At 68.5% G+C, this 20,196-nt stretch carries 35 protein-coding genes and 3 pseudogenes; 3 read left to right on the forward strand and 35 right to left on the reverse strand.

From position 1 onward, the window contains the following. Positions 1–23: 23 nt before the first annotated feature. The 11 genes from rpsI to infA form a co-directional block, all read right to left on the reverse strand. A complete protein-coding gene (rpsI, locus tag VK611_10945; protein HMG41841.1) occupies positions 24–416 on the reverse strand; it encodes a 30S ribosomal protein S9 in 393 nt (130 codons plus the stop codon). Between the two features lie 16 nt (positions 417–432). Continuing rightward, a complete protein-coding gene (gene rplM / locus VK611_10950) occupies positions 433–885 on the reverse strand; it encodes a 50S ribosomal protein L13 (protein ID HMG41842.1) in 453 nt (150 codons plus the stop codon). 80 nt (positions 886–965) lie between these two features. Beyond that, entirely contained in the window at positions 966–1,370 is a 405-nt protein-coding gene (locus tag VK611_10955; protein ID HMG41843.1) for a hypothetical protein, read from the reverse strand. 62 nt (positions 1,371–1,432) lie between these two features. Beyond that, a complete protein-coding gene (truA, locus tag VK611_10960; protein HMG41844.1) occupies positions 1,433–2,203 on the reverse strand; it encodes a tRNA pseudouridine(38-40) synthase TruA in 771 nt (256 codons plus the stop codon). Between the two features lie 151 nt (positions 2,204–2,354). Continuing rightward, positions 2,355–2,726 (reverse strand): 50S ribosomal protein L17, encoded by a 372-nt coding sequence (rplQ, locus tag VK611_10965; GenBank protein ID HMG41845.1) that lies wholly within the window; start codon positions 2,724–2,726, stop codon positions 2,355–2,357. A gap of 6 nt (positions 2,727–2,732) precedes the next feature. Beyond that, a complete protein-coding gene (locus tag VK611_10970) occupies positions 2,733–3,662 on the reverse strand; it encodes a DNA-directed RNA polymerase subunit alpha (GenBank protein HMG41846.1) in 930 nt (309 codons plus the stop codon). Positions 3,663–3,710: 48 nt separating this feature from the next. Beyond that, complete coding sequence (gene rpsD, locus VK611_10975; GenBank protein HMG41847.1) at positions 3,711–4,325, reverse strand: 30S ribosomal protein S4; 615 nt, start codon at positions 4,323–4,325, stop codon at positions 3,711–3,713. Positions 4,326–4,338: 13 nt separating this feature from the next. Continuing rightward, positions 4,339–4,740, reverse strand: a complete 402-nt coding sequence (gene rpsK / locus VK611_10980; GenBank protein HMG41848.1) for a 30S ribosomal protein S11 — start codon at positions 4,738–4,740, stop codon at positions 4,339–4,341. Next, the gene (gene rpsM / locus VK611_10985) at positions 4,740–5,117 is read right to left on the reverse strand and encodes a 30S ribosomal protein S13 (GenBank protein HMG41849.1); all 378 of its coding nucleotides are present in this window, start codon (positions 5,115–5,117) and stop codon (positions 4,740–4,742) included. The genes rpsK and rpsM overlap by 1 nt, the downstream gene beginning before the upstream one ends. Before the next feature lie 19 nt (positions 5,118–5,136). Continuing rightward, on the reverse strand, positions 5,137–5,250 hold the full coding sequence (rpmJ, locus tag VK611_10990; GenBank protein ID HMG41850.1) for a 50S ribosomal protein L36: 114 nt from the start codon (positions 5,248–5,250) through the stop codon (positions 5,137–5,139). Positions 5,251–5,260: 10 nt separating this feature from the next. After that, positions 5,261–5,485, reverse strand: coding sequence for a translation initiation factor IF-1 (gene infA, locus VK611_10995; protein HMG41851.1), 225 nt, complete (start codon positions 5,483–5,485; stop codon positions 5,261–5,263). A 228-nt stretch (positions 5,486–5,713) separates the two neighbouring features. On the opposite strand from infA, the gene VK611_11000 reads away from it, so the two are divergent. Both VK611_11000 and VK611_11005 read left to right on the forward strand, forming a co-directional pair. Beyond that, positions 5,714–6,214 (forward strand): SigE family RNA polymerase sigma factor, encoded by a 501-nt coding sequence (locus VK611_11000; GenBank protein HMG41852.1) that lies wholly within the window; start codon positions 5,714–5,716, stop codon positions 6,212–6,214. After that, positions 6,207–6,773, forward strand: a complete 567-nt coding sequence (locus VK611_11005) for a permease-like cell division protein FtsX (protein ID HMG41853.1) — start codon at positions 6,207–6,209, stop codon at positions 6,771–6,773. Before VK611_11000 ends, VK611_11005 begins: the two co-directional genes overlap by 8 nt. Positions 6,774–6,780: 7 nt before the next feature. On the opposite strand, the gene VK611_11010 is transcribed toward VK611_11005, so the two are convergent. The 22 genes and pseudogenes from VK611_11010 to rplC all read right to left on the reverse strand — a co-directional run bounded on the left by VK611_11010 (position 6,781) and on the right by rplC (position 18,882). Beyond that, a complete protein-coding gene (locus VK611_11010; protein HMG41854.1) occupies positions 6,781–7,446 on the reverse strand; it encodes an adenylate kinase in 666 nt (221 codons plus the stop codon). Positions 7,447–7,480: 34 nt separating this feature from the next. Then, positions 7,481–8,785, reverse strand: a complete 1,305-nt coding sequence (secY, locus tag VK611_11015; protein HMG41855.1) for a preprotein translocase subunit SecY — start codon at positions 8,783–8,785, stop codon at positions 7,481–7,483. A 153-nt stretch (positions 8,786–8,938) separates the two neighbouring features. Beyond that, complete coding sequence (gene rplO, locus VK611_11020; protein ID HMG41856.1) at positions 8,939–9,427, reverse strand: 50S ribosomal protein L15; 489 nt, start codon at positions 9,425–9,427, stop codon at positions 8,939–8,941. 400 nt (positions 9,428–9,827) lie between these two features. Beyond that, positions 9,828–10,007: pseudogene (rpmD, locus tag VK611_11025) on the reverse strand (50S ribosomal protein L30). After that, positions 10,004–10,546: a 30S ribosomal protein S5 gene (gene rpsE, locus VK611_11030; protein HMG41857.1), complete on the reverse strand. Its 543-nt coding sequence runs from the start codon at positions 10,544–10,546 to the stop codon at positions 10,004–10,006. The pseudogene rpmD and the gene rpsE overlap by 4 nt, the downstream one beginning before the upstream one ends. Positions 10,547–10,728: 182 nt before the next feature. Further along, positions 10,729–11,094 carry a 50S ribosomal protein L18 gene (rplR, locus tag VK611_11035; protein HMG41858.1) on the reverse strand — a complete coding sequence of 122 codons (366 nt, stop codon included), beginning with the start codon at positions 11,092–11,094 and terminating at the stop codon, positions 10,729–10,731. Between the two features lie 2 nt (positions 11,095–11,096). After that, a complete protein-coding gene (gene rplF, locus VK611_11040; protein ID HMG41859.1) occupies positions 11,097–11,636 on the reverse strand; it encodes a 50S ribosomal protein L6 in 540 nt (179 codons plus the stop codon). Positions 11,637–11,652: 16 nt separating this feature from the next. Continuing rightward, positions 11,653–12,057, reverse strand: coding sequence for a 30S ribosomal protein S8 (gene rpsH, locus VK611_11045; GenBank protein ID HMG41860.1), 405 nt, complete (start codon positions 12,055–12,057; stop codon positions 11,653–11,655). 13 nt (positions 12,058–12,070) lie between these two features. Then, positions 12,071–12,256 (reverse strand): type Z 30S ribosomal protein S14, encoded by a 186-nt coding sequence (locus VK611_11050; protein HMG41861.1) that lies wholly within the window; start codon positions 12,254–12,256, stop codon positions 12,071–12,073. 3 nt (positions 12,257–12,259) lie between these two features. Further along, entirely contained in the window at positions 12,260–12,844 is a 585-nt protein-coding gene (rplE, locus tag VK611_11055; GenBank protein ID HMG41862.1) for a 50S ribosomal protein L5, read from the reverse strand. Continuing rightward, positions 12,841–13,161, reverse strand: coding sequence for a 50S ribosomal protein L24 (gene rplX, locus VK611_11060; protein ID HMG41863.1), 321 nt, complete (start codon positions 13,159–13,161; stop codon positions 12,841–12,843). Before rplX ends, rplE begins: the two co-directional genes overlap by 4 nt. Beyond that, complete coding sequence (gene rplN / locus VK611_11065; protein HMG41864.1) at positions 13,161–13,529, reverse strand: 50S ribosomal protein L14; 369 nt, start codon at positions 13,527–13,529, stop codon at positions 13,161–13,163. The genes rplX and rplN overlap by 1 nt, the downstream gene beginning before the upstream one ends. Positions 13,530–13,531: 2 nt before the next feature. Beyond that, on the reverse strand, positions 13,532–13,765 hold the full coding sequence (rpsQ, locus tag VK611_11070) for a 30S ribosomal protein S17 (protein HMG41865.1): 234 nt from the start codon (positions 13,763–13,765) through the stop codon (positions 13,532–13,534). A 179-nt stretch (positions 13,766–13,944) separates the two neighbouring features. Continuing rightward, positions 13,945–14,172 (reverse strand): 50S ribosomal protein L29, encoded by a 228-nt coding sequence (gene rpmC, locus VK611_11075; GenBank protein ID HMG41866.1) that lies wholly within the window; start codon positions 14,170–14,172, stop codon positions 13,945–13,947. Next, positions 14,172–14,588, reverse strand: a complete 417-nt coding sequence (gene rplP / locus VK611_11080; protein HMG41867.1) for a 50S ribosomal protein L16 — start codon at positions 14,586–14,588, stop codon at positions 14,172–14,174. The genes rpmC and rplP overlap by 1 nt, the downstream gene beginning before the upstream one ends. A gap of 258 nt (positions 14,589–14,846) precedes the next feature. Then, a pseudogene (rpsC, locus tag VK611_11085) lies at positions 14,847–15,494 on the reverse strand (30S ribosomal protein S3). Between the two features lie 305 nt (positions 15,495–15,799). Further along, positions 15,800–16,153, reverse strand: a pseudogene (rplV, locus tag VK611_11090) (50S ribosomal protein L22). 3 nt (positions 16,154–16,156) lie between these two features. Continuing rightward, positions 16,157–16,441 (reverse strand): 30S ribosomal protein S19, encoded by a 285-nt coding sequence (gene rpsS / locus VK611_11095; protein HMG41868.1) that lies wholly within the window; start codon positions 16,439–16,441, stop codon positions 16,157–16,159. A gap of 6 nt (positions 16,442–16,447) precedes the next feature. Beyond that, on the reverse strand, positions 16,448–17,284 hold the full coding sequence (gene rplB / locus VK611_11100; protein HMG41869.1) for a 50S ribosomal protein L2: 837 nt from the start codon (positions 17,282–17,284) through the stop codon (positions 16,448–16,450). Between the two features lie 10 nt (positions 17,285–17,294). Continuing rightward, positions 17,295–17,585 (reverse strand): 50S ribosomal protein L23, encoded by a 291-nt coding sequence (gene rplW, locus VK611_11105; protein HMG41870.1) that lies wholly within the window; start codon positions 17,583–17,585, stop codon positions 17,295–17,297. After that, complete coding sequence (gene rplD, locus VK611_11110; GenBank protein HMG41871.1) at positions 17,582–18,229, reverse strand: 50S ribosomal protein L4; 648 nt, start codon at positions 18,227–18,229, stop codon at positions 17,582–17,584. Before rplD ends, rplW begins: the two co-directional genes overlap by 4 nt. Beyond that, a complete protein-coding gene (gene rplC, locus VK611_11115) occupies positions 18,229–18,882 on the reverse strand; it encodes a 50S ribosomal protein L3 (protein HMG41872.1) in 654 nt (217 codons plus the stop codon). The genes rplD and rplC overlap by 1 nt, the downstream gene beginning before the upstream one ends. 432 nt (positions 18,883–19,314) lie before the next feature. On the opposite strand from rplC, the gene VK611_11120 reads away from it, so the two are divergent. Then, positions 19,315–19,491 (forward strand): hypothetical protein, encoded by a 177-nt coding sequence (locus tag VK611_11120; GenBank protein ID HMG41873.1) that lies wholly within the window; start codon positions 19,315–19,317, stop codon positions 19,489–19,491. Positions 19,492–19,507: 16 nt separating this feature from the next. Here the strand turns inward: VK611_11120 and rpsJ are convergent, their stop codons facing one another. Then, positions 19,508–19,828 (reverse strand): 30S ribosomal protein S10, encoded by a 321-nt coding sequence (gene rpsJ, locus VK611_11125; GenBank protein HMG41874.1) that lies wholly within the window; start codon positions 19,826–19,828, stop codon positions 19,508–19,510. A 124-nt stretch (positions 19,829–19,952) separates the two neighbouring features. Next, positions 19,953–20,196 (reverse strand): elongation factor Tu (tuf, locus tag VK611_11130; GenBank protein HMG41875.1); only part of this gene is annotated, 244 nt, incomplete at its 5' end.

The raw sequence follows: 20,196 nt of genomic DNA on the forward strand, positions 1-20,196 counted from the left end.
GCCGGAAGCCCCAGCCCGGGCCATCAGCGCTTGGAGTACTGCGGCGCCTTGCGGGCTTTCTTGAGGCCGTACTTCTTCGACTCCTTCTCACGCTGGTCGCGGGAGAGGAAGCCGGCCTTCTTCAGCGTCGGCCGGGTCTCGCCGTCGAGCTCGACCAGAGCCCGGGCGATGCCGAGGCGCAGCGCACCGGCCTGGCCCGACACGCCGCCACCATGCATCGTGGCGTCGATGTCGTAGACCTCGTCGGTGCTGGTGGCCCGCAGCGGCTCGCTGAGGATCATCTGGTGCGCCTTGGAGGGGAAGTAGACGGCGACGTCACGCTGGTTGACGGTGATCTTGCCGGTGCCGGGACGGACCCGGACCCGGGCGACGGCGCCCTTGCGGCGGCCGGTTGATTGCACGAGGGGCTTCGACATCAGTGTCAGGTCCTACCTAGGCGGTGCGAGCGTGGGCATGAGCCACCTCGAGCGCCTGTGGCTGCTGGGCGGCGTGCGGATGGTGGGGGCCGGCGTAGACCTTGAGCTTGGTGAGCATCTGACGGCCCAGCCGGTTCTTGGGGAGCATCCCCTTGATGCTTTTCCGCACGGCCTCTTCGGGCTTGCGGGCCAGCAGCTGGGCGAAGGTCTCGGTCTTGAGGCCGCCCGGGTAGCCGGAGTGGCGGTAGACCGGCTTGCGCTCGGCCTTGCCGGAGGTGAGCACGATCTTGTCGGCGTTGATCACGATGACGTGGTCGCCGGTGTCGAGGTGCGGTGCGAAGATCGGCTTGCGCTTCCCTCGCAGGATGCTGGCGACCTCGGTGGCGAGACGGCCCAGCACCAGGCCTTCGGCGTCGACGACGTACCAGGCACGCTCGATCTCGGAGATTTTCGGGCTATACGTGGGCACGCGACGTCCTCTGCGCTGTCTCTTCGGGGTTCCTACGGCAGCTCGGGCACGCCACGGCGCGCGCTGAGCAGCGCAAAAGACTACCGGCTATCGGGCCCGTCCGCCAAGGCCGACCGGCGATGAAGTAGCCGCGACAGCTCGGATCGCAGTGCCCGACGCAGTTCGACGCCGACGAGGTGGGTCCCCGCAGCACCGTAGAGCCCCAGGAGCAGCGTCACGTACCACCAGACGGCGCCGGGGTGGGCGCCGGGGCCGGCGGCGACGAGCGTGGCCAGGCCGGGGACGACCAGGAGCCCCGCGGTGGCCAGGTGCCGGGACTGCGGAGGCGGTGCGAGCAGCCCGAAGGCACCGCCCGCCACCAACAGGGCGACCGTGTAGCCGCCCCCGGACACCTGCCAGTCGTCGGCGCCCCGCACCGCGCCGAACAGCACCCACAAGGCCATGCCCACGCCGAGACAGGCCACCGCTCTCACGCCCGCGGTCACACCCCTACGCTATGTCCCCACCCTCCGAAGTTGCGTCCGAAAACCCGCACATAGCGGCCGGATCAACGCAATTTCGCCTCGGGCGGGTACTCGACGTGCCAGAGGCACAGGCCCTGTGGTGGGGCCAGGGGGCCGGCGGCGTCGCGGGAGCCGCCGGCCAGGATGCCGAGGATCTGACCGGCGTGGAGCCGACCCGTCCCCACGTCGACCAGCGTGCCGACGAGGCTGCGCACCATCTGGTGGCAGAAGGCGTTGGCCGTCACCTCGAAGCGCAGCACCCCCTCCCCCAGATCGGTCCACGACGCCGCCCGCACGGTGCGGGTCATCGACGCCGGCTGGCCGTCACGCCGCTTGGGCTTCCGGCAGAAGGCCGAGAAGTCGTGCTCGCCGATGAGCGGATCGCAGGCCAGGCGCAGGAGGTCGAGGTCGAGCCGGGTGTCGACGTGCCACGCCAGGTGCGCCATGAAGGGGTCCGGCACCGGGCGGTTGACGATCGTGTAGCGGTAGGTGCGCCCCGTGGCCGAGTGGCGGGCGTCGAAGTCGTCGGCGACGACGGCCGCGTCGCGCACCACGATCGAGGGACCGCAGATGCGGTTGAGCGACCGCTGCACGCTGGGCGGGTCGAACCGCTCGGCGGGTGCGTCGAAGCTCACGACCTGACCCCAGGCGTGGACGCCGGTGTCGGTGCGGCCGGCGCAGGTCAACTCGACGGGGACGCCGAGCACCTTCTCCAGCGCCTCGCGCAGGGCGCCCGCGACGGTCGGCACCTCGGGCTGCGGCGCGAACCCGTGGAACCCCGACCCGTCGTACGCGACCAGGAGACGAGCTCTCACTTGGTGCCCGCCATCATGGTCGAAGAGCGTCAACGCCTAAGCCGTCGTCGGACCGGACTCCGAGCCGGCGAGGCTTTGACGGCGCCACCGGCGGCAACGGAGTTGCCTTGCCGGGGGCAGATCACGAGTCATGACGACGCCGTCCGAGTCATCAGACGAGTTCGATGCGCGCCATCGGTGCGTTGTCGCCCTGGCGAGGACCCAGCTTCAGGATCCGGGTGTAGCCACCGTTGCGGTCGGCGTAGCGCGGGCCGATCTCGGAGAACAGCTTGTGGGCCATCTCCTTGTCGCCGAGGTACGACACCACCAGCCGGATGTTGTGCAGCGCCGTGTCCGGGTGGTTGGTGCCCTTGCGCGCCTTGGTGATCAGCTTCTCGGCGATCGGGCGCAGCGCCTTGGCCTTGGCCTCGGTGGTGACGATGCCCTCGGCGGCGAACAGGCTGGCCGCCAGGTTGGCCATCATCAGCTTCTGGTGCGACGAGCTGCCGCCGAAGCGGCGGCCCTTCTTTGGAGTCGCAGGCATGAGTCCCTAGTCCTTCTGGTGCAGCGAGAGGCCGCGCTCGTCGAGCTTGGCGATGACCTCGTCGAGCGACTTCTGGCCGAAGTTCGTGATGGCCAGCAGGTCGTCGACGGACTTGCCGAGCAGCTCGCCCACCGTGTTGACCTGGGCGCGCTTGAGGCAGTTGCGAGGGCGCTCGGAGAGGTCGAGCTCCTCGATGGGCAGGTCGAGATCGGGCGACCCGGCGGCCGAGACAGCCAGCTCGCCGAGCTCCAGGCCCTGGGGCTCGTCGCTCATGTCGGCCACCAGCGACACCAGCGAGCGCAGCGTGTCGCCTGCCGAGGCCAGCGCCTCACGGGGGGCGATGGAGCCGTCGGTCTCGATGTCGAGCACGAGCCGGTCGTACTCGGTGGACTGCTCGACCCGGGTGGGCTCGACGTCGAAGGCGACGCGGCGCACGGGCGAGAAGATCGAGTCGACCGGGATGACGCCGATCGTCACCGACGACTTGTTGGCGTCGGCCGAGCGGTAGCCCCGACCCTTGCTGACCGTGATGTCGAGCGCCAGGCGCCCGGTCTTGTTCAGCGTGGCCAGGTGCAGGTCGGGGTTGAGGATCTCGACGTCGGACGTCGTCTGGATCGTGCCGGCGGTGACGTCCGCCGGGCCGCGCACGTCGAGGCGCACGGTGACCGGCTCCTCGCTGTGGCTGATCGCGACGATGTCCTTGAGGTTGAGGATCACGTCGGTGACGTCCTCGACGACACCGGGGATGGTGTCGAACTCGTGCAGGGCATCATCGAAGCGCACCTGGGTGATGGCCGCGCCGGGGATCGACGACAGCAGGGTGCGGCGCAACGAGTTGCCCAGCGTGTGGCCGAAGCCGGGCTCGAGCGGACCGACGGCGAAGCGCTGCCGGTTGCTCTCCTCGTCACCGATCGGCTCGACCGTAGGCCGCTGCATTACCAGCATTCGGGGTGCTCCCTTACAACTAACAAGATCAGGCGGGGGTTACTTGCTGTAGAGCTCGACGATGAGCTGCTCGCGCACGGGGACGTCGATGTGCTCGCGCAGCGGGAACTCGCGCACGGTCACCGACCATCCTTCGTCGCCGCGGTCCAGCCACGGCGGGGGCGTGCGGTCGAGCACATCACGGTTCCACTGGATGACGATCATCTCGCGCGCCTTGCCGCGCACGGTGACCACGTCACCCTTGCGCACCCGGTAGCTCGGGATGTCGACCCGCTTCCCGTTCACGTCGACGTGACCGTGCCCGACGAACTGCCGGGCCTGGGGACGCGTCGCCGCCCAGCCTGCTCGGTAGACGATGTTGTCCAAGCGGCGCTCCAGCAGCTGCAGCATCTGCTCGCCGGTGACGCCCTTGGTCTTGTTGGCCTCGTCGTAGAGGCGCCGGAACTGCCGCTCGTTCAGGCCGTAGGTGAAGCGAGCCTTCTGCTTCTCCTGCAGCTGGATCAGGTACTCGGAGGGGTTGCGGCGACGGCTGCGGCCGTGCTCGCCCGGCGGGTAGGGCCGGCGGTCGAGGGCGCGGTTCTCGCCCTGCGTACCCCAGATGTTGACGCCGAGACGGCGGGAAACTCGTGCTTTGGGCCCTGTGTAACGGGACATGTGCTGTGGGACCTCAGACCCGGCGCCGCTTGGGGGGGCGGCAGCCGTTGTGGGGAACAGGGGTGACGTCTTTGATGCCGGTGACCTCGATGCCGGTGTTCTGGATCGAGCGGATGGCGGTCTCCCGGCCGGAGCCGGGGCCCTTCACCTGCACGTCGACCTTGCGCACACCGTGCTCCATGGCCCGGCGAGCGGCGGCCTCGGCCGCCATCTGCGCCGCGAACGGCGTGGACTTGCGGGAACCCTTGAAGCCGACGTTGCCGGCCGACGCCCACGAGATCACGTTCCCGCTCTGGTCGGTGAACGAGATGATCGTGTTGTTGAAGCTGCTCTTGATGTGGGCGACCCCGTGGGTCACGTTCTTGCGCTCACGCTTGCGGGGCCTGCGGGCGGCACCGGGCTTGGGTTTTGCCATTACTTGCGAACCTTCTTCTTGCCGGCGACCGTCTTCTTGGGGCCCTTGCGGGTTCGTGCGTTGGTCTGGGTGCGCTGCCCCCGGACCGGGAGGCCTCGGCGATGCCGCAGGCCCTGCCAGCAGCCGATCTCCATCTTGCGCTTGATGTCCTGCTGGATCTCACGTCGCAGGTCGCCCTCGACCTTGAACGTGGCCTCGATGTGGTTGCGGATCCGTGCAACCTCGTCGTCGGTCAGATCACGGACCCGGGTGTTCGGGTCGATGTCGAGCTCGGCGGTGATGTCCTTGGCCCGGGTGCGCCCGATGCCGAAGATGTAGGTCAGCGAGATCTCCAACCGCTTCTCGCGGGGGATGTCGACGCCGGAGATACGTGCCATGTGTGCCCTTCGGTTCCCTCTAGCCCTGGCGCTGCTTGTGGCGCGGGTTGACGCAGATGACCTGCACGCGCCCATGGCGGCGGATCACCTTGCACTTCTCACAGATCTTCTTGACGCTCGGTCGTACCTTCATCGCTCTCTCGTCACTTGTAGCGGTAGGTGATGCGGCCTCGGCTGAGGTCGTACGGGGTGAGCTCCACTTGCACGCGATCCCCCGGCAGGATGCGGATGTAGTGCATGCGCATCTTCCCGGAGATGTGGGCCAATACCTTGTGGCCGTTCTCGAGCTCTACTCGGAACATGGCATTGGGGAGCGGCTCGATCACCGTCCCTTCAAGAACGATCGCGTCTTCCTTCGGTTTCGGCAGAAGAACTCTCCTGGTCGAGTGGAGCTACGCCGTCTGCAACAGCGTTTCGACGGGATGACTTCCCGGGCTCGCACAGCAACGTGAAGAGGCCCCGGGCCGGCTTGACATGCTAGCGCGACCTGGTCACCTTGCGTAAAACCGAGACCGAGGATTCTCGGTCTCCGAGGTGAACCTCAGGTGGCCGTCGTGCGATCGACCAGTGTGGGCAGCGACTCAGACGATACGACATTGGCCGACCTCTGCCGGGACGAGTACCCGCGCCTCGTCGGCCTCCTCGCACTCTACGTCGGTTCACGCCCGTTGGCGGAGGACCTGGCCCAGGAGACGCTGGTTCGCCTGCACCTCCACTGGCCCCGGGTGCGGACGATGGCGTCGCCGCACGGCTGGCTCTGCGGCGTGGGCGTGAACCTGGCCCGGTCGTGGTGGCGGCGACGCTACGCGGAGCAACGGGCCAACCGGCGCTTCGTGGCAGGTCGTTCGCCGGCGGTCTCGGTCGCAGCCGCGATCGCCGAGCCGGCCGACGTGCTGGTCATCCGGGCCGCGGTCGCCCTGCTGCCGCCCCGCCAACGGGCCGCCCTGGTGCTCCGCTACTACGGCGGCCTCTCGGTCCTCGAGACGGCCGAGCAGTTGAGCTGCGCCCCCGGCACCGTCAAGTCGCTCACCCACAAGGCCATCGCCGCCCTGCGCACGTCGCTCGACGTCTCCCTGGAGGAGCTCCACCATGCCTGACATCACCGACCTCCTCGACCGCACCACACCCATCGACCTGGCGCCGGTCGACGTGGACGGCCTCGCCCGCCGGGGCCGTACCCGCCGCCGTCGCCGCCGCCTCGCGGTGGTCGCCGCTCCGGCCGTGGTCCTGGCCCTGGCGGTCGGGGTGAACGCGGCCCGGACCGACCATGACGACGGCAAGGTGTCGGTGACCGACGGCGAGGGGTCGTTGCCCCGGCTCCCGATCAGCCCCGGCAGCGAAGACGTGCTCGTCTACATCGACCGGGACATCACCGAGGCGCAGTTCCACGCCATCGGCCAGCATCTCGACGACGACGGCCGCGTCACCGCCTGGGAGTACTTCGACAGCGAGGCGAGCATGGAGGAGTACCGCGACGTCTTCGCCGGCAACCCGGAGATGCTCGCAGAGGGGGAGACGAACCCCGAGCTCGTGCCCACGACGTTCCGGATCGAGCTGGTCGACGACCGTCCCGACGCGATGATCGCCTTCATCGAGGACTACGTCGTCCTGGACGGCGTCACGCGGGCGACGTCGTCTCTGGACGCGACGCCCTAGCCAGCCGTCAGGTGGGGGCGGGGGTGGAGGCCGCGTCGGTGCGGCGGGCCTCGATGGCCTCGATGATGCGGGCCGTCACGTCGTCCTGCTCGCCCTGGCCCTCGACGATCGCGAGGAGGTCGCGGTCCTTGTACCAGGCGATCAGGGGAGCCGTCTCGCGCTCGTAGGCGGCCAGGCGGTGCTTGATGGCCTCGGGCGTGTCGTCGTCGCGCTGGATGACCTCGCCGCCGCAGTTGTCGCAGCGCCAGCCGTAGCGGGGCGGCTTGTCGACGGAGTAGTTGGCCTGGCAGTCGACGCACACCCGCCGGCTGGCGAGGCGCTCCAGGACCACCTGCTCGGGCACGTCGAGGTCGACCACGAGGTCGAGCGGGCGGGCCGCGGTGATGTCGGCCAGCGCCTCGGCCTGGGCGACCGTGCGCGGGAAGCCGTCGAGGATGTAGCCCCGGTGGGTGGTGTCGTCGTGCTCCAGCCGCTCGTCGACGATGCCGATCATCACGTCGTCGGGCACGAGGTCGCCCGCCGACATGATCTCCTTGGCCCGCAGGCCCAGCTCGGTCTCCCCGCGGACGGCGGCCCGCAGCATGTCGCCCGTCGAGATGTGCGGCACCACGTAGTGGCGCGACAACCGCAGGCATTGGGTGCCTTTGCCGGCCCCCTGGCGGCCCAGAACCACCAGACGGACCCCTGACGTCACAGCGCGACTCCGGTCACTGCAGGAACCCCTCGTAGTTGCGCATCATCAGCTGGCTGTCGATCTGCTTCATGGTCTCCAGCGCCACGCCGACCGCGATCAGGATCGACGTGCCACCGAAGGCGAACGCCTGCACGTTGGCGACGGCGAGCAGCAGCGACGGGAGCAACGCGATGGCGGCGATGAACAGGGCCCCGGGCAGCGTGATCCGGGACAGGATCTTGCCCAGGTACTTCTCGGTCTGCGGCCCGGGACGGATGCCGGGGATGAACCCGCCCTGCTTGCGAAGGGTGTCGGCCTGCTTGTGCGGGTCGAAGGCGATGGCCGTGTAGAAGTACGCGAACCCGATGATGAACAGGCCGTAGAACATGATGTAGAAGATCGAGTCCTGCTGGGCGAGGTTGTCGTTCACCCAGTTCTGCACCGAGACGCCCCAGCTGCCCGGATCGGACGGGAGGGCCTGCGTGACCAGCAGCGGCAGCGACAGCACCGAGCTGGCGAAGATGATGGGGATCACGCCCGACTGGTTGACCTTCAGCGGGATGTAGGTGCTCTGGCCGCCGTACATGCGCCGCCCGACCACCCGTTTTGCGAACTGCACCGGGATGCGCCGCTGCCCGTTCTCCACGAACACGATGGCGATCAGCACCAGGATGAACAGGCCGATCAGCGGGATGAGCAGGTCGTAGCCCTCCTCCGCCTTGATCTTGGCGAACTGGGCCGGGATGCTCGACACGACGCTGGAGAAGATCAGCAGCGACATGCCGTTGCCGATGCCCCGCTGGGTGATGAGCTCACCCAGCCACATCAGCAACGCCATGCCGGACGCCAGCACCAGCACCACGAGCATGATGCGGTACCAGGTGAAGTCGGGCAGGACGTCGATCTGCGTGGGGTTGCTGGGCCCGCCGAGCAGGCCGCCACCGCCGTTGTGGAACAGGAAGGTGAGCGCCGTGGCCTGCAGCGTGGCGATGGCGACGGCGAGGTAGCGCGTCCACTGGGTGATCTTGCGCTGACCGACCGCCCCCTGCTGCTGCCACTCCTCGAGCTTCGGGATCACCACGGTGAGGATCTGCATGATGATCGAGGCCGTGATGTACGGCATGATCCCGAGCGCGAACACGGCGAAGTTGGTGAGGGCACCACCGGAGAAGAGCTGGAGGAAGCCCAGGACGCCACCGGTGCGCTCGGCCTGATCCTTCAGGTCCCGCACCGCGTCGATGTCGATGCCCGGCACGGGCACGTACGACCCGAATCGGTAAAGGGCGATGATCGCCAGCGTGAACAGGATCTTGTTCCGTAGATCGGTGACCCTGAACATGTTCCACAAGCTGGACAACACGTTCCTGTCTCCCCTTCACAAGTCGAGTCCGTCAGTCTGGTCGCTCACGACACCCATTGGCGAGTCGGGAACGGACCTGCCCCCGGACCCCGAGGTGGCTCGGGGTCGCGGGGGCAGGTAGACGTCAGGTGATCAGCGATTGGCGAACTGGTTGCCCTTGGCCGGCGGGCGACGATCGCCCCACGGCTTGGCGAGAACCTCGATCGAACCCCCGGCTGCGGTGATCGCCGCGGCCGCCGACTTCGAGAAGGCGTGTGCCTGGACGTGGACGGCCCGACTGAGCTCGCCGCGGCCGAGCACCTTCACCAGGGCGCCCTTGTGGGTCAGGCCCTTGGCGTGCAACGCCGCGGGCGTGACGGTGTCGAGGCCCGACTCCTCGAGGACGTCGAGGTTGATGGCCTGGTACTCGACGCGGAACGGGTTGTTGAAGCCCTTGAGCTTCGGCACCCGCATGTGCAGCGGCATCTGGCCACCCTCGAACGCGGCGGGAACCTTGCCGCGGGCCTTCTGGCCCTTGGTGCCGCGGCCGGCGGTCTTGCCGCCCTTGCCGGCGATGCCACGGCCGACGCGCTTGCGCCCCTTCTTCGACCCGGGGGGCGGCTTGAGGTCGTGAACCTTGATCGTCATCTCGCGTTGTCCTTCATCCTGCGCCCGATGCCGTCACCGACCTCGGACTCGCTCGTCGAGCCGGCGTAGGCCGGCCGTCGTCTGTCGTTCTCGTGCCTTCGCCAGGGCTCCGCCGGCTGTCAGCTGTCAGCTGTCAGCTGTCAGCTTTCTTCGCTGCGGTCTTCTTGGCCGGAGCCTTCTTGGCCGCCGTCTTCTTGGCGGCGGCCGCCTTGGCCGGGGCCTTCTTCGCGGCGGGCGCCTTCTTGGCGGCCGTCTTCGTGGCCGGAGCCTCGGTCGACTCGGCGGCCTTCGCCGCCTTGTCGGTGGCCAGGGCGGCGGCGACCGGGTCGGCCACCTTGGCGTTCGAGCGCTTCTTGGCCGGCGCCTTCGCCTTGGCGGCCGCGGCGGCGTCGAGCTCCTCGACGGTGATCAGGTGCGGGACCCGGGCGATCATGCCCCGGATCTCGGGCCGGTCGGGCAGCGTGTTCGACTTGCCGATGCGGCCCAGGCCGAGCGACCGCAGCGTGCCGCGGTGCTTCGGCTTGCTGCCGATGCTCGACCGCACCTGGCGCACGTAGAGCTGGGTGTCGCTCATGAGTGGCTGCTCTCACGAGGTTGCGTGCGGTCGCGCTCGCTCTCCTTGTAGGCACGCCAGAGGCCGGCCGGCATGATCTCCTCGGGCGAAAGGCCCCGGGACTTGGCGACCTCGTCGGGCCGACGCAGCGACTTGAGCCCCTGGATCGTCGCCCGGGCCACGTTGATGTGGTTCGGGGAGCCCAGCGACTTGCAGAGCACGTCCTTGATGCCGGCCTCTTCGAGGATGGCGCGGGCGGCGCCACCGGCGATCACGCCGGTACCGGGGGCGGCGGGCTTGAGCATCACGCGCCCGGCACCGGTCTCGCCGATGATCGGGTGGGTGACGGTCGTGCCGGCCAGCGGCACCTTGAACAGGTTCTTGCGGGCATCTTCGGTGCCCTTCTGGATGGCGAGGGGCACCTCCTTGGCCTTGCCGTAACCGAGGCCGACGCGGCCGTTGCCGTCGCCGATCACCACGAGCGCGGTGAACGAGAACCGCCGGCCGCCCTTGACCACCTTGGCCACGCGGTTGATGTTGATGACCCGCGACTCGTGCAGCGACGCGTCGCCCGAGGCCCGCGGGTTCTCCCGGGGCTCGCGCTCACGGGGCGGGCGGTTGCCGCCGGGGCGACCTCCACCGCCACCGGGACGATCGCCACCGCGACCGCCACCTCCGCCGCCGCCACCGGGGCGGTTGCCGCCGCCGGCGCCACCGGGACGGTTGGGGGTGCCATTGGGCATCAGAACTCCAGTCCTGCAGTGCGGGCGGCGTCGGCCACCGCGGCCACCCGGCCGTGGTAGAGGAAGCCGCCGCGGTCGAAGACGACCTGGTTCACACCGGCCGCCTTGGCGCGCTCGGCGACCAGACGCCCCACCTCGGTGGCGGCGTCCTTGTTGGAGGTCGCGCCCTTGCGCAGATCGCCCTCGAGGGTCGACGCCGCGGCGAGCGTGCGACCGGAGCGGTCGTCGATCACCTGGGCCGAGATGTGCTTGTTGGAGCGGAACACGGCGAGGCGCGGACGTTCCACGCTGCCCCGGACGTTCTTGCGGACCCGGCGATGACGCCGGATGCGCAGGTCCCGCTTGTGCTTGGCAGAGCTGCTCATCGCTACTTCCCGGTCTTCCCGGCCTTGCGGCGCACGATCTCGCCGGCGTAGCGGACGCCCTTGCCCTTGTAGGGCTCGGGCTTGCGCCACGCCCGGATGTCGGCGGCCACCTGGCCGACCTTCTCCTTGTCGATGCCCGACACCACGATGCGGGTCGGGGCCGGCACCTCGAACGTGATGCCGTCGGGTGCCGTGATGTTCACCGGGTGGCTGAACCCGAGGGCCAGCTCCATGGCGCTGGGGCCCTTGGCGTTGGCGCGGTAGCCCACGCCCACGATCTCGAGCTCCTTGGTGAAGCCCTGGGTGACGCCCAGGACCATGTTGTTGACCAGCGAGCGGACCAGGCCGTGGAGGGCCCGGTTCTGGCGCTCGTCGTCGGGGCGCTCGACCAGCAGCACGTCGCCGTCCTGGCGGACGGTGATCGTGGACGGGAGGTCGCGCTCCAGCTGGCCCTTGGGGCCCTTCACGGTGACGCGGCCACTCGCGATGGTGACGTCGACGCCGCCGGGGACCGTTATGGGTGCTTTGCCGATTCGGGACATGAGTCGCTACCTCCTCTCACCACACGAAGCAGAGGATCTCGCCGCCAACTTTGCGTTTGCGGGCTTCACGGTCGCTCAGGAGGCCTTGGCTCGTGGAGAGCACGGCCACGCCGAGACCGCCGAGGACGCGGGGGACCTCGGTGGCCTTGCTGTACACACGCAGGCCCGGCTTGGAGATGCGCCGGATGCCCGAGATGGTGCGGGCGCGCTCGGGGCTGTACTTCATCCTGACCACGAGGACGCTCCCGGGCTTGCCCGAGTTCTCCTCGAGGTCGAAGCCCTCGATGTAGCCCTCCTTGACCAGGATGGCGGCCAGGGATTCCTTGAGCTTGGACGACGGCATGCGCACCTCGTCGTGCATCGCAGTGTTGCCGTTGCGAATGCGGGTGAGCATGTCCGCGATGGGGTCGGTCATCGTCATTTGTGGCCTCCCCTCACCAGCTCGCCTTGGTCACGCCGGGGAGCTCCCCGGCGTGCGCCAGCTCGCGCAGGCAGATCCGGCACAGGCCGAACTTGCGGAACACGGAGTGCGGACGTCCGCAGCGGCGGCAACGGGTGTAACCCCGCACCTTGAACTTGGGCTTGCGCTGTTGCTTGTTGATGAGCGCTTTCTTCGCCATTGGTCACTGACCCTCGCGCTTGAACGGGAAGCCCATCGCATCGAGGAGCGCTTTGCCCTCGGCGTCGGTGCGTGCCGTGGTAACGATCGTGATGTCCATGCCTCGCGGTTGATCGATGCTGTCGTAGTCGATCTCCGGGAAGACGAGCTGCTCGGTGAGCCCGAACGTGTAGTTGCCGTTGCCGTCGAACGACCGGGGGTTGAGGCCCCGGAAGTCGCGGATGCGGGGTATGGCGATCGCGATGAGGCGATCGAGGAACTCCCACATCCGGTCGCCGCGCAGGGTGACCTTGGCGCCGATGGCGTTGCCCTCGCGGAGCTTGAAGCCGGCGATCGACTTCTTGGCCCGCGTGACGAGCGGCTTCTGCCCCGTGATCATGCCGAGGTCGCGCTGTGCTCCCTCGAGCAGTGACGCCTGGGCGATGGCATCGCCGACACCCATGTTGACCACGATCTTGGACAGCCGTGGCACTTCCATGACGTTGCCGACGCCGAGGGCTTCGCCGACCTGGTCGCGCAGCTCCTCGTTGTAGCGGAGCTTCAGGCGCGGCGCTGGGCGCTCGGTCGTGGCGGTGGTCGTGTCACTCATGCGATCTCACCTCCGCACTTGCGGCAGACCCGCACCTTCTGGCCGGAGTTGTCGATCTTGTAGCCCACCCGGGTGGCCTTGCCGCACGACGGGCACACCAGGGCGACGTTGGCCACCGGCAAGGGCATGTCCTTGTCGATGATCCCGCCCTGCTGGGTGGTGCGGGTGGGGCCCTGGTGCTTCTTGGCGACGTTGACGCCGTCGACGATCACCTTGCGGGCCTGGGGGATGGCACGCATGACGGTGCCCTCCTTGCCCCGGTCCTTGCCGGTGAGCACCTTGACGCGGTCACCCTTGCGGATCTTCAGGCCGGCCATCAGATGACCTCCGGGGCGAGCGAGACGATCTTCATGAACCGCTTGTCGCGCAGCTCGCGGCCGACGGGGCCGAAGATGCGGGTGCCGCGGGGGTTGCTCTCGGGGGTGATGAGCACCGCGGCGTTCTCGTCGAAGCGGATGTAGCTGCCGTCGGGACGGCGGCGTTCCTTCTTGGTGCGCACGACCACGCAGCGGACGACCTCGCCCTTGCGCACGGCGGCACCGGGGATGGCGTCCTTCACGGTGGCGATGAAGATGTCGCCGATCCCGGCGTAGCGACGGCGCGAGCCGCCCAGCACCTTGATGACGAGCACTTCCTTGGCACCGCTGTTGTCGGCGACCTTGAGTCGGGACTCCTGCTGGATCATGGCTACTTCGCCCTTTCCAGCACTTCGACGAGACGCCAGCGCTTCAGCTTCGACAGCGGGCGGGTCTCGGCGATGCGGACGCGGTCGCCGGGTCGAGCCTCGTTGTTCTCGTCGTGGGCGAACAGCTTCGTCGTCCGGACCATGGTCTTGCGGTAGAGGGGGTGCGGCTTGCGGGTGGTCACGACGACCACGGCCGTCTTGTCCATGCTGTTGGTGCGCACGATCCCCTCACGGATCTTGCGGGCGCCGCGGTCCTTGGGCTCGACCTCGACGGTGGCCCGGACGGCCGGCGCCTTCGTGGCCGCGGCTTTCTTGGCGGGCGCCTTCTTCGCCGGAGCCGCTTTCTTGGCGGCGGTCTTCTTGGCCGCCGCCTTCTTCGGCGCCGGCGTCTCTTCGGTCTCGGTGGTATCTGCCATCAGGCCTTCTCCTGGCTGCCGGCTTCTGCCTCGGCAGCAGTGATCTCACGGGCCCGCAGCTCGGTCTGGATGCGGGCGACGTCCTTGCGGGTCTGGCCGATGCGGACGTAGTTCGACAGCTGGCCCGTGGCGTGCTGGAAGCGCAGCTTGAACAGCTCTTCCTTGGTCTCGCGCAGCTGGGTCACGAGGCTCACGTCGTCCAGGTCGCGGAAGCTCTCCTGAGCCATCAGAACGCCTCCTCGCGGGTGACGAAGCGGGCCTTGATCGGCAGCTTCTGGATGGCGCGCTCGATGGCGGCCTTGGCGAGCTCGGCATCCGGGTAGGACAGCTCGAACATGATCCGCCCCGGCTTCACCACGGCGACCCAGTGCTCGGGGTTGCCCTTGCCGGAACCCATGCGGGTCTCGGCCGGCTTCTGGGTGACGGGCTTGTCGGGGAAGAGGTTGATCCAGACCTTGCCACCACGCTTGATGTGGCGGGTCATGGCGATACGGGCCGCCTCGATCTGGCGGGCGGTGATCCAACCGGGCTCGAGGGCCTGGATCCCGTACTCGCCGAAGCTGACCTCGGTCCCGCCCTTCGCGAGACCTCGCATGCGCCCGCGATGGTGCTTGCGGTGCGCAACCTTGCGCGGCATCAACATCTACTCGTCTCCCGGGCGGAAGTGGGGGGTCTCGCTGTGGTCGTGGACCCGGCGCTCGATCTCTTCCTCTTCGGCCAGCAGGCGCTCGAGCTCGGGATCGGCTTCCTTCACCAACGGCTCGTTCTCGACCGGCTCTTCGGGGGTCTCGGGCCGGCGGCGGGCCTGCGACGACACGACGCGCTTGGGGTCGGCCGGCGGCGGGGCACCGGCGCCGGAGGTCTCACCGACGGCCATGGCGGCCTCTCGCGAGATCTTCTCTTCGCTCTGGCTCTTGTAGGGCAGCACGTCGCCCTTGTAGATCCACACCTTCACGCCGATGCGACCGGCAGGGGTGCGGGCCTCGCGGAAGCCGTAGTCGATGTCGGCCCGGAGCGTGTGCCGGGGGATGCGACCCTCGCGGTACTTCTCGGTGCGGGCCATCTCGGCGCCACCCAGGCGACCGGAGCACTGCACCTGGATGCCCTGCGCGCCGGCCTTCTGGGCGTTCTGCACGGCCCGCTTCATGGCCCGACGGAAGGCGACACGAGCGCCGAGCTGGTCGGCGACGCCCTGGGCGATCAGCGCGGCGTCGAGCTCGGGCTGCTTGATCTCCTGGATGTTGAGCTGCACCTTCGGGTTGCCGGTGATCTTGGTGAGCCCGGCCCGCAGGCGATCGGCTTCGCTGCCGCGACGCCCGATGACGATGCCGGGGCGCGCGGTGTGCACGTCGACCCGCAGGCGATCACGGGTGCGCTCGATCTCGATCCGGCTGATGGCTGCGTGCGGCAGCTCGAACATCAGGTAGTCGCGGATCTTCCAGTCCTCGATGACGTTGTCGCCGTACTGCTCACGGTCGGCGAACCAACGGGACTTCCAGTCGGTCGTGACACCGAGCCGGAAGCCGTAAGGGTTGACCTTCTGGCCCATGGCTAGTTCTTCTTCTCTTCGTCGTCGGTGTCGGTCTCTTCGGCCTCGACCTCGGCGTCGTCGACCTCGGCGACCGTCTCCTCGAGCTCCTCGACCACGTCGTCGTCGTGGTCGTGCTCGTGGTCGTGACCCTCGTGGTCGTGATCGTGCTCGTCCTCGGGGAGGCCCTCGGCGGCGCGGCTCTTGGCGACCCGGGCCCGGCGGACGTCACGGGCGGTGCGACGCGACGGGCGCTGGCCACCACGGCCACCGCTCGAACGCTCGCGATCGGCCTCGACCTTGGCCTGCATCTCGGGCGACATCACGCTGACGATCACCGTGATGTGACAGGTGCGCTTGCGGATGCGGGTGGCGCGGCCCCGGGCTCGGGGGCGCCAGCGCTTGAGCGTCGGGCCCTCGTCGGCGTAGCAGGCCGACACGTACAGCACGGAGTCGTCGCTGATCTCGTCGTTGTGGCCGGCGTTGGCGATGGCCGAGGCCAGCACCTTGCGGATCACGCTGGCCGGGCCGCGGGTGGTGAACTGCAGGACCTCGTCGGCCCGGTCGACCGGCAGGTTGCGGATGAGGTCGAGGACCTCACGCGCCTTGTACGGCGACACCCGCGAGTAGCGGACCTGGGCCCGGGTCCCCGGGCGCTCGTTGGTCTTGGTACCGGTCACGGCTTACCTCCGCCCCCGGGCCGACTTCTCCTGGCCGGCGTGGTAGCGGAACGTGCGGGTGGGAGCGAACTCACCCAGCTTGTGCCCGACCATCGATTCGGTGATGTAGACGGGCACGTGCTTGCGACCGTCGTGGACGGCGACCGTGTGCCCGACCATGTCGGGGATGATCGTCGAGCGACGCGACCAGGTCTTGACGACCTTCTTCTCGTTGTTGTTGTTGAGCACGTCGACCTTGCGGAGCAAGTGCTCGTCGACGAACGGGCCCTTCTTGAGTGAACGCGGCATCTTCGGTTACCTCCGCGCTCCGCGAGTGCGGCGGCGCCGGACGATCAGCTTGTCGGACTGCTTGTTCTTGGGGCGGGTGCGGCCTTCGGGCTTGCCCCACGGCGACACCGGATGGCGTCCGCCGGACGACTTGCCTTCGCCACCACCGAGGGGGTGGTCGACGGGGTTCATGGCCACACCGCGGGTCTGCGGGCGAACGCCCTTCCAGCGGTTACGGCCGGCCTTGCCGATCTTGATGAGCTCGTGCTCCGAGTTGCCCACCTCACCGACGGTGGCCCGGCAGTCGATCGACACCCGGCGCATCTCGGTGGAGGGGAGGCGAAGGGTGGCGTAGTCGCCCTCCTTCGCGAGCAGCACCACCGACGAACCCGCGGAGCGGGCCATCTTGCCGCCGCCGCCGGGCCGCAGCTCGACGTTGTGCACGGTGGTACCGACTGGAATGTAACGCATCGGAAGGGCATTTCCGGGCCGGATCTCCGAACCCTGGCCCGACTGCAGCAGATCGCCGACGTTCACGTCCTTGGCAGCGAGGATGTAGCGCTTCTCGCCGTCGAGGTAGTGGAGCAGGGCGATGCGGCACGACCGGTTGGGGTCGTACTCGATGCTGGCGACCTTGGCCGGCACGCCGTCCTTGTTCCGTCGGAAGTCGACGAGGCGGTAGCGCTGCTTGTGGCCGCCACCGCGGTGACGGGCGGTCTTGCGGCCGTGCGTGTTGCGGCCGCCGGTGGAGGTCTTCTTGGCCAGCAGCGACCGCTCCGGGGTGCTGGTGGTCAGCTCGGAGAAGTCGGCGACGGTCTGGAACCGACGGCCGGCGCTGGTGGGCTTGCGCTTGCGAAGAGGCATCAGGGAACCATCAATCCTGGAACAGTTCGATCGTCTCGCCGGCGGCGAGGGTGACGATCGCCCGCTTGGTGTCGGGGCGCTTGCCGTAGGTGAACGTCTTCCGGTTGCGCTTGCGCTTGCCCTGCCGGTTGAGGGTGTTCACCTTGTCGACCTTGACGCCGAAGATCTCCTGCACCGCAGCCTTGATCTGCGGCTTGGTGGCCGTGGGCAGCACCTTGAAGGTGTAGACCCCGGCCTCCATGAGGGCGTAGGACTTCTCGCTCACCACCGGGGCGATGATGACGTCGCGTGCGTCGGTCATGATGCGCTCGCTTCCTCGGTCTTCGCCTTGGCGGGCTTGGGCTGCGGCAGCGACGCCTCGGTGAAGACGACCCAGTCGCTCACCAGCACGTCGTAGGCGTTCAGCTCGCCGGTGACGAGCACGTGGACGTCCTGCAGGTTGCGCAGGCTCTTCCACACGGCGTCGTCCTCACGGGTGAGGACCACGAGGACCCGGCCGTCGAGCTCGAGCTTCTTCAGCACCTCGACGGCGGCCTTGGTGCTGGGGGCGTCGATGCCCCACTCCTTCAGCACGATGACCTTCTCCGACGCCAGGCGGTCGGACAGGGCCGACGCCAGCGCCAGGCGGATCATCTTCTTGGGGGTCCGCTGCTTGTAGCTGCGGGGCTTCGGGCCGAGGGCCACGCCACCACCGCGCCACTGCGGCGAGCGGATCGAACCCTGGCGGGCCTTGCCGGTGCCCTTCTGGCGCCACGGCTTGGCGCCACCGCCACGGACCTCGGCACGGGTCTTGGTCGACTGCGTGCCGGCGCGGCGGGCGGCCAGCTGGGCCGTCACGACCTGGTGCATCACCGGGAAGTGGGGCTGGACGCCGAAGAGCGCGTCGTCGAGATCGACGCTGCCGGACGACTTGCCGGCCGCGGTGGTCAGCTTGATGCTCGCCATCAGCTCTTCCCCTTCGTCCCGGCCTTGACGGCGTCACGCACCAGCACCAGGCCGCCGTTGGGGCCGGGCACCGAGCCCTTGACCAGCAGCAGGTCGCGCTCGGCGTCCGCCTGCACGACCATGAGGTTGAGGGTGGTGGTCTTCTGGCCACCGGACCGGCCGGCCATGCGGGTGCCCCGGAAGACACGGGCCGGCGTGGCGCAGGCCCCGATCGAGCCGGGGGCCCGGTGCACCTTGTGCGCACCGTGGCTGGCGGGCAGGCCCGAGAAGCCGTGGCGCTTCATGACACCGGTGAAGCCCTTGCCCTTGCTCACGGAGGTGACGTCGACGAGCTCGCCCGAGGCGAGGATGTCGACACCGATCTCCTGGCCGATCTCGTAGGCCGACACGTCGTCGAGCCGGAGCTCGACGAGCTTGTTGCCCGGGTCGACACCGGCCTTGGTGTACTGGCCGGCGACGGGCTTGGTCAGCTTGCTGGCCTTGCGGGCGCCGAAGGTCACCTGCAGGGCGGTGTAGCCGTCGTTCTCGTTGGTCTTGACTTGGACCACGCGGCAGGGTCGCACGCGCAGGACCGTGACCGGGACGACACGGTTGTCGTCGTCCCAGACCTGCGTCATGCCGACCTTCTCGCCGACGATCGCTCTTGTCGCCATTGCGGCTGCGTCTTTCTCTGCGGTTCACGCGAACGCTCCGCACGGGTGTACCCGGCGGAGCGTCGTCCTCGGTTGTGCCATGTGGTTCCGGAGCGGTGTGAGACACCGAGTCCGGCCTTCATGGGCCTCGGTTGACGAACTTGACGAACGGGCGCTCAGTGACCTGCAACAGGTCGCAGGAGCAGCCGATAGATACTAGCCACGCTCCGAGGTGGCGCCAAACCCACCCGGTGGGGGGATTTCGGCTAGCCGAACTCGGTGCCCGGGGACGGTGTCCCGTCCCGTTCAAGCAGTTGCCAACGTACCAGCCATCCCAAACAGCCGTGGGAACTCTGGTACAGCTGCAGAAGGCGCTTACGCCCCTACGGTGCGGTCGGTTATTGTGCGGCGATGGTCTTCGGTCGGCGGAGTGACCGGGAAGTCCCGAAACACATGAAGAAGCGTGCCCCGAGCAAGTCGAGTCGCGATCCTTTCGAGCACCTGCGCGACGAGCGCGCCCTGGCGGAGGGTGACGAACCCTGGTTCGTCGGCGACGACGACGAGCCCGAGCTGGAGATCGAGACGAACAGGTCCTCCAACCTTTCGGCGGAGGACCTGAAGTCCGAGTAGCGGGCTCGCCCGGCGCCTAGGCCTGGGCGATCTTGATCTCGATGTCGACGCCGGCGGGCAGCTCGATGCGCTGCAGCGAGTCGACGGTCTTGGGGGACGGCTCCAGGATGTCGAGCAGGCGCTTGTGGATGCGCATCTCGAAGTGCTCCCGGCTGTCCTTGTCCTTGTGCGGCGAGCGGATGACCGTGAAGCGGTGCTTCTCGGTGGGCAGCGGGATGGGGCCGCGCACCGTCGCCTGCGTGCGCAGGACCGTCTCGACGATCTTCTTCGTCGACTGGTCGATGACCTCGTGGTCGTACGCCTTCAGGCGGATGCGGATCTTCTGCTTGTCAGCCATCTCACTCGTCCTTTGCCTTCGGCTATTCCTCGCCTGTCGGCTCGGGCCGCCGGCGCGTTCAAAGCCTCGATGTCGGTGCTCCAGGTATCGGACGGCTCACCTGGAGCTGTCCGATACCCGAGCCTCACTTCAGGATCTTCGTAACCCGGCCGGCGCCGACGGTGCGGCCGCCTTCGCGGATGGCGAAGCGCAGGCCTTCGTCCATGGCGATGGGGTTGATGAGCTCAACGGTCATGAGGGTGTTGTCGCCGGGCATGCACATCTCGACGCCGTCGGGCAGGGCGATGGAGCCGGTGATGTCGGTGGTACGGAAGTAGAACTGGGGCCGGTAGTTCGAGAAGAACGGCTTGTGACGGCCGCCTTCCTCC

It is taken from the genome of Acidimicrobiales bacterium (assembly GCA_035316325.1).
In the GTDB taxonomy this organism is placed as follows: domain Bacteria; phylum Actinomycetota; class Acidimicrobiia; order Acidimicrobiales; family VFJN01; genus DASXTK01.

Bases quoted from the DNA above. Each gene is read 5' to 3' on its own strand.
- rpsI (HMG41841.1), bottom strand. From the start codon at position 416: ATGTCGAAGCCCCTCGTGCAATCAACCGGCCGCCGCAAGGGCGCCGTC.
- rplQ (HMG41845.1), bottom strand. From the start codon at position 2,726: ATGCCTGCGACTCCAAAGAAGGGCCGCCGCTTCGGCGGCAGCTCGTCG.
- VK611_10970 (HMG41846.1), bottom strand. From the start codon at position 3,662: ATGCAGCGGCCTACGGTCGAGCCGATCGGTGACGAGGAGAGCAACCGG.
- rpsD (HMG41847.1), bottom strand. From the start codon at position 4,325: ATGTCCCGTTACACAGGGCCCAAAGCACGAGTTTCCCGCCGTCTCGGC.
- rpsK (HMG41848.1), bottom strand. From the start codon at position 4,740: ATGGCAAAACCCAAGCCCGGTGCCGCCCGCAGGCCCCGCAAGCGTGAG.
- rpsM (HMG41849.1), bottom strand. From the start codon at position 5,117: ATGGCACGTATCTCCGGCGTCGACATCCCCCGCGAGAAGCGGTTGGAG.
- rpmJ (HMG41850.1), bottom strand. From the start codon at position 5,250: ATGAAGGTACGACCGAGCGTCAAGAAGATCTGTGAGAAGTGCAAGGTG.
- VK611_11005 (HMG41853.1), top strand. From the start codon at position 6,207: ATGCCTGACATCACCGACCTCCTCGACCGCACCACACCCATCGACCTG.
- secY (HMG41855.1), bottom strand. From the start codon at position 8,785: ATGTTCAGGGTCACCGATCTACGGAACAAGATCCTGTTCACGCTGGCG.
- rplR (HMG41858.1), bottom strand. From the start codon at position 11,094: ATGAGCAGCTCTGCCAAGCACAAGCGGGACCTGCGCATCCGGCGTCAT.
- rplF (HMG41859.1), bottom strand. From the start codon at position 11,636: ATGTCCCGAATCGGCAAAGCACCCATAACGGTCCCCGGCGGCGTCGAC.
- rpsH (HMG41860.1), bottom strand. From the start codon at position 12,057: ATGACGATGACCGACCCCATCGCGGACATGCTCACCCGCATTCGCAAC.
- VK611_11050 (HMG41861.1), bottom strand. From the start codon at position 12,256: ATGGCGAAGAAAGCGCTCATCAACAAGCAACAGCGCAAGCCCAAGTTC.
- rplE (HMG41862.1), bottom strand. From the start codon at position 12,844: ATGAGTGACACGACCACCGCCACGACCGAGCGCCCAGCGCCGCGCCTG.
- rplX (HMG41863.1), bottom strand. From the start codon at position 13,161: ATGGCCGGCCTGAAGATCCGCAAGGGTGACCGCGTCAAGGTGCTCACC.
- rplN (HMG41864.1), bottom strand. From the start codon at position 13,529: ATGATCCAGCAGGAGTCCCGACTCAAGGTCGCCGACAACAGCGGTGCC.
- rpmC (HMG41866.1), bottom strand. From the start codon at position 14,172: ATGGCTCAGGAGAGCTTCCGCGACCTGGACGACGTGAGCCTCGTGACC.
- rplP (HMG41867.1), bottom strand. From the start codon at position 14,588: ATGTTGATGCCGCGCAAGGTTGCGCACCGCAAGCACCATCGCGGGCGC.
- rpsS (HMG41868.1), bottom strand. From the start codon at position 16,441: ATGCCGCGTTCACTCAAGAAGGGCCCGTTCGTCGACGAGCACTTGCTC.
- rplB (HMG41869.1), bottom strand. From the start codon at position 17,284: ATGCCTCTTCGCAAGCGCAAGCCCACCAGCGCCGGCCGTCGGTTCCAG.
- rplW (HMG41870.1), bottom strand. From the start codon at position 17,585: ATGACCGACGCACGCGACGTCATCATCGCCCCGGTGGTGAGCGAGAAG.
- rplD (HMG41871.1), bottom strand. From the start codon at position 18,229: ATGGCGAGCATCAAGCTGACCACCGCGGCCGGCAAGTCGTCCGGCAGC.
- rplC (HMG41872.1), bottom strand. From the start codon at position 18,882: ATGGCGACAAGAGCGATCGTCGGCGAGAAGGTCGGCATGACGCAGGTC.
- VK611_11120 (HMG41873.1), top strand. From the start codon at position 19,315: ATGAAGAAGCGTGCCCCGAGCAAGTCGAGTCGCGATCCTTTCGAGCAC.
- rpsJ (HMG41874.1), bottom strand. From the start codon at position 19,828: ATGGCTGACAAGCAGAAGATCCGCATCCGCCTGAAGGCGTACGACCAC.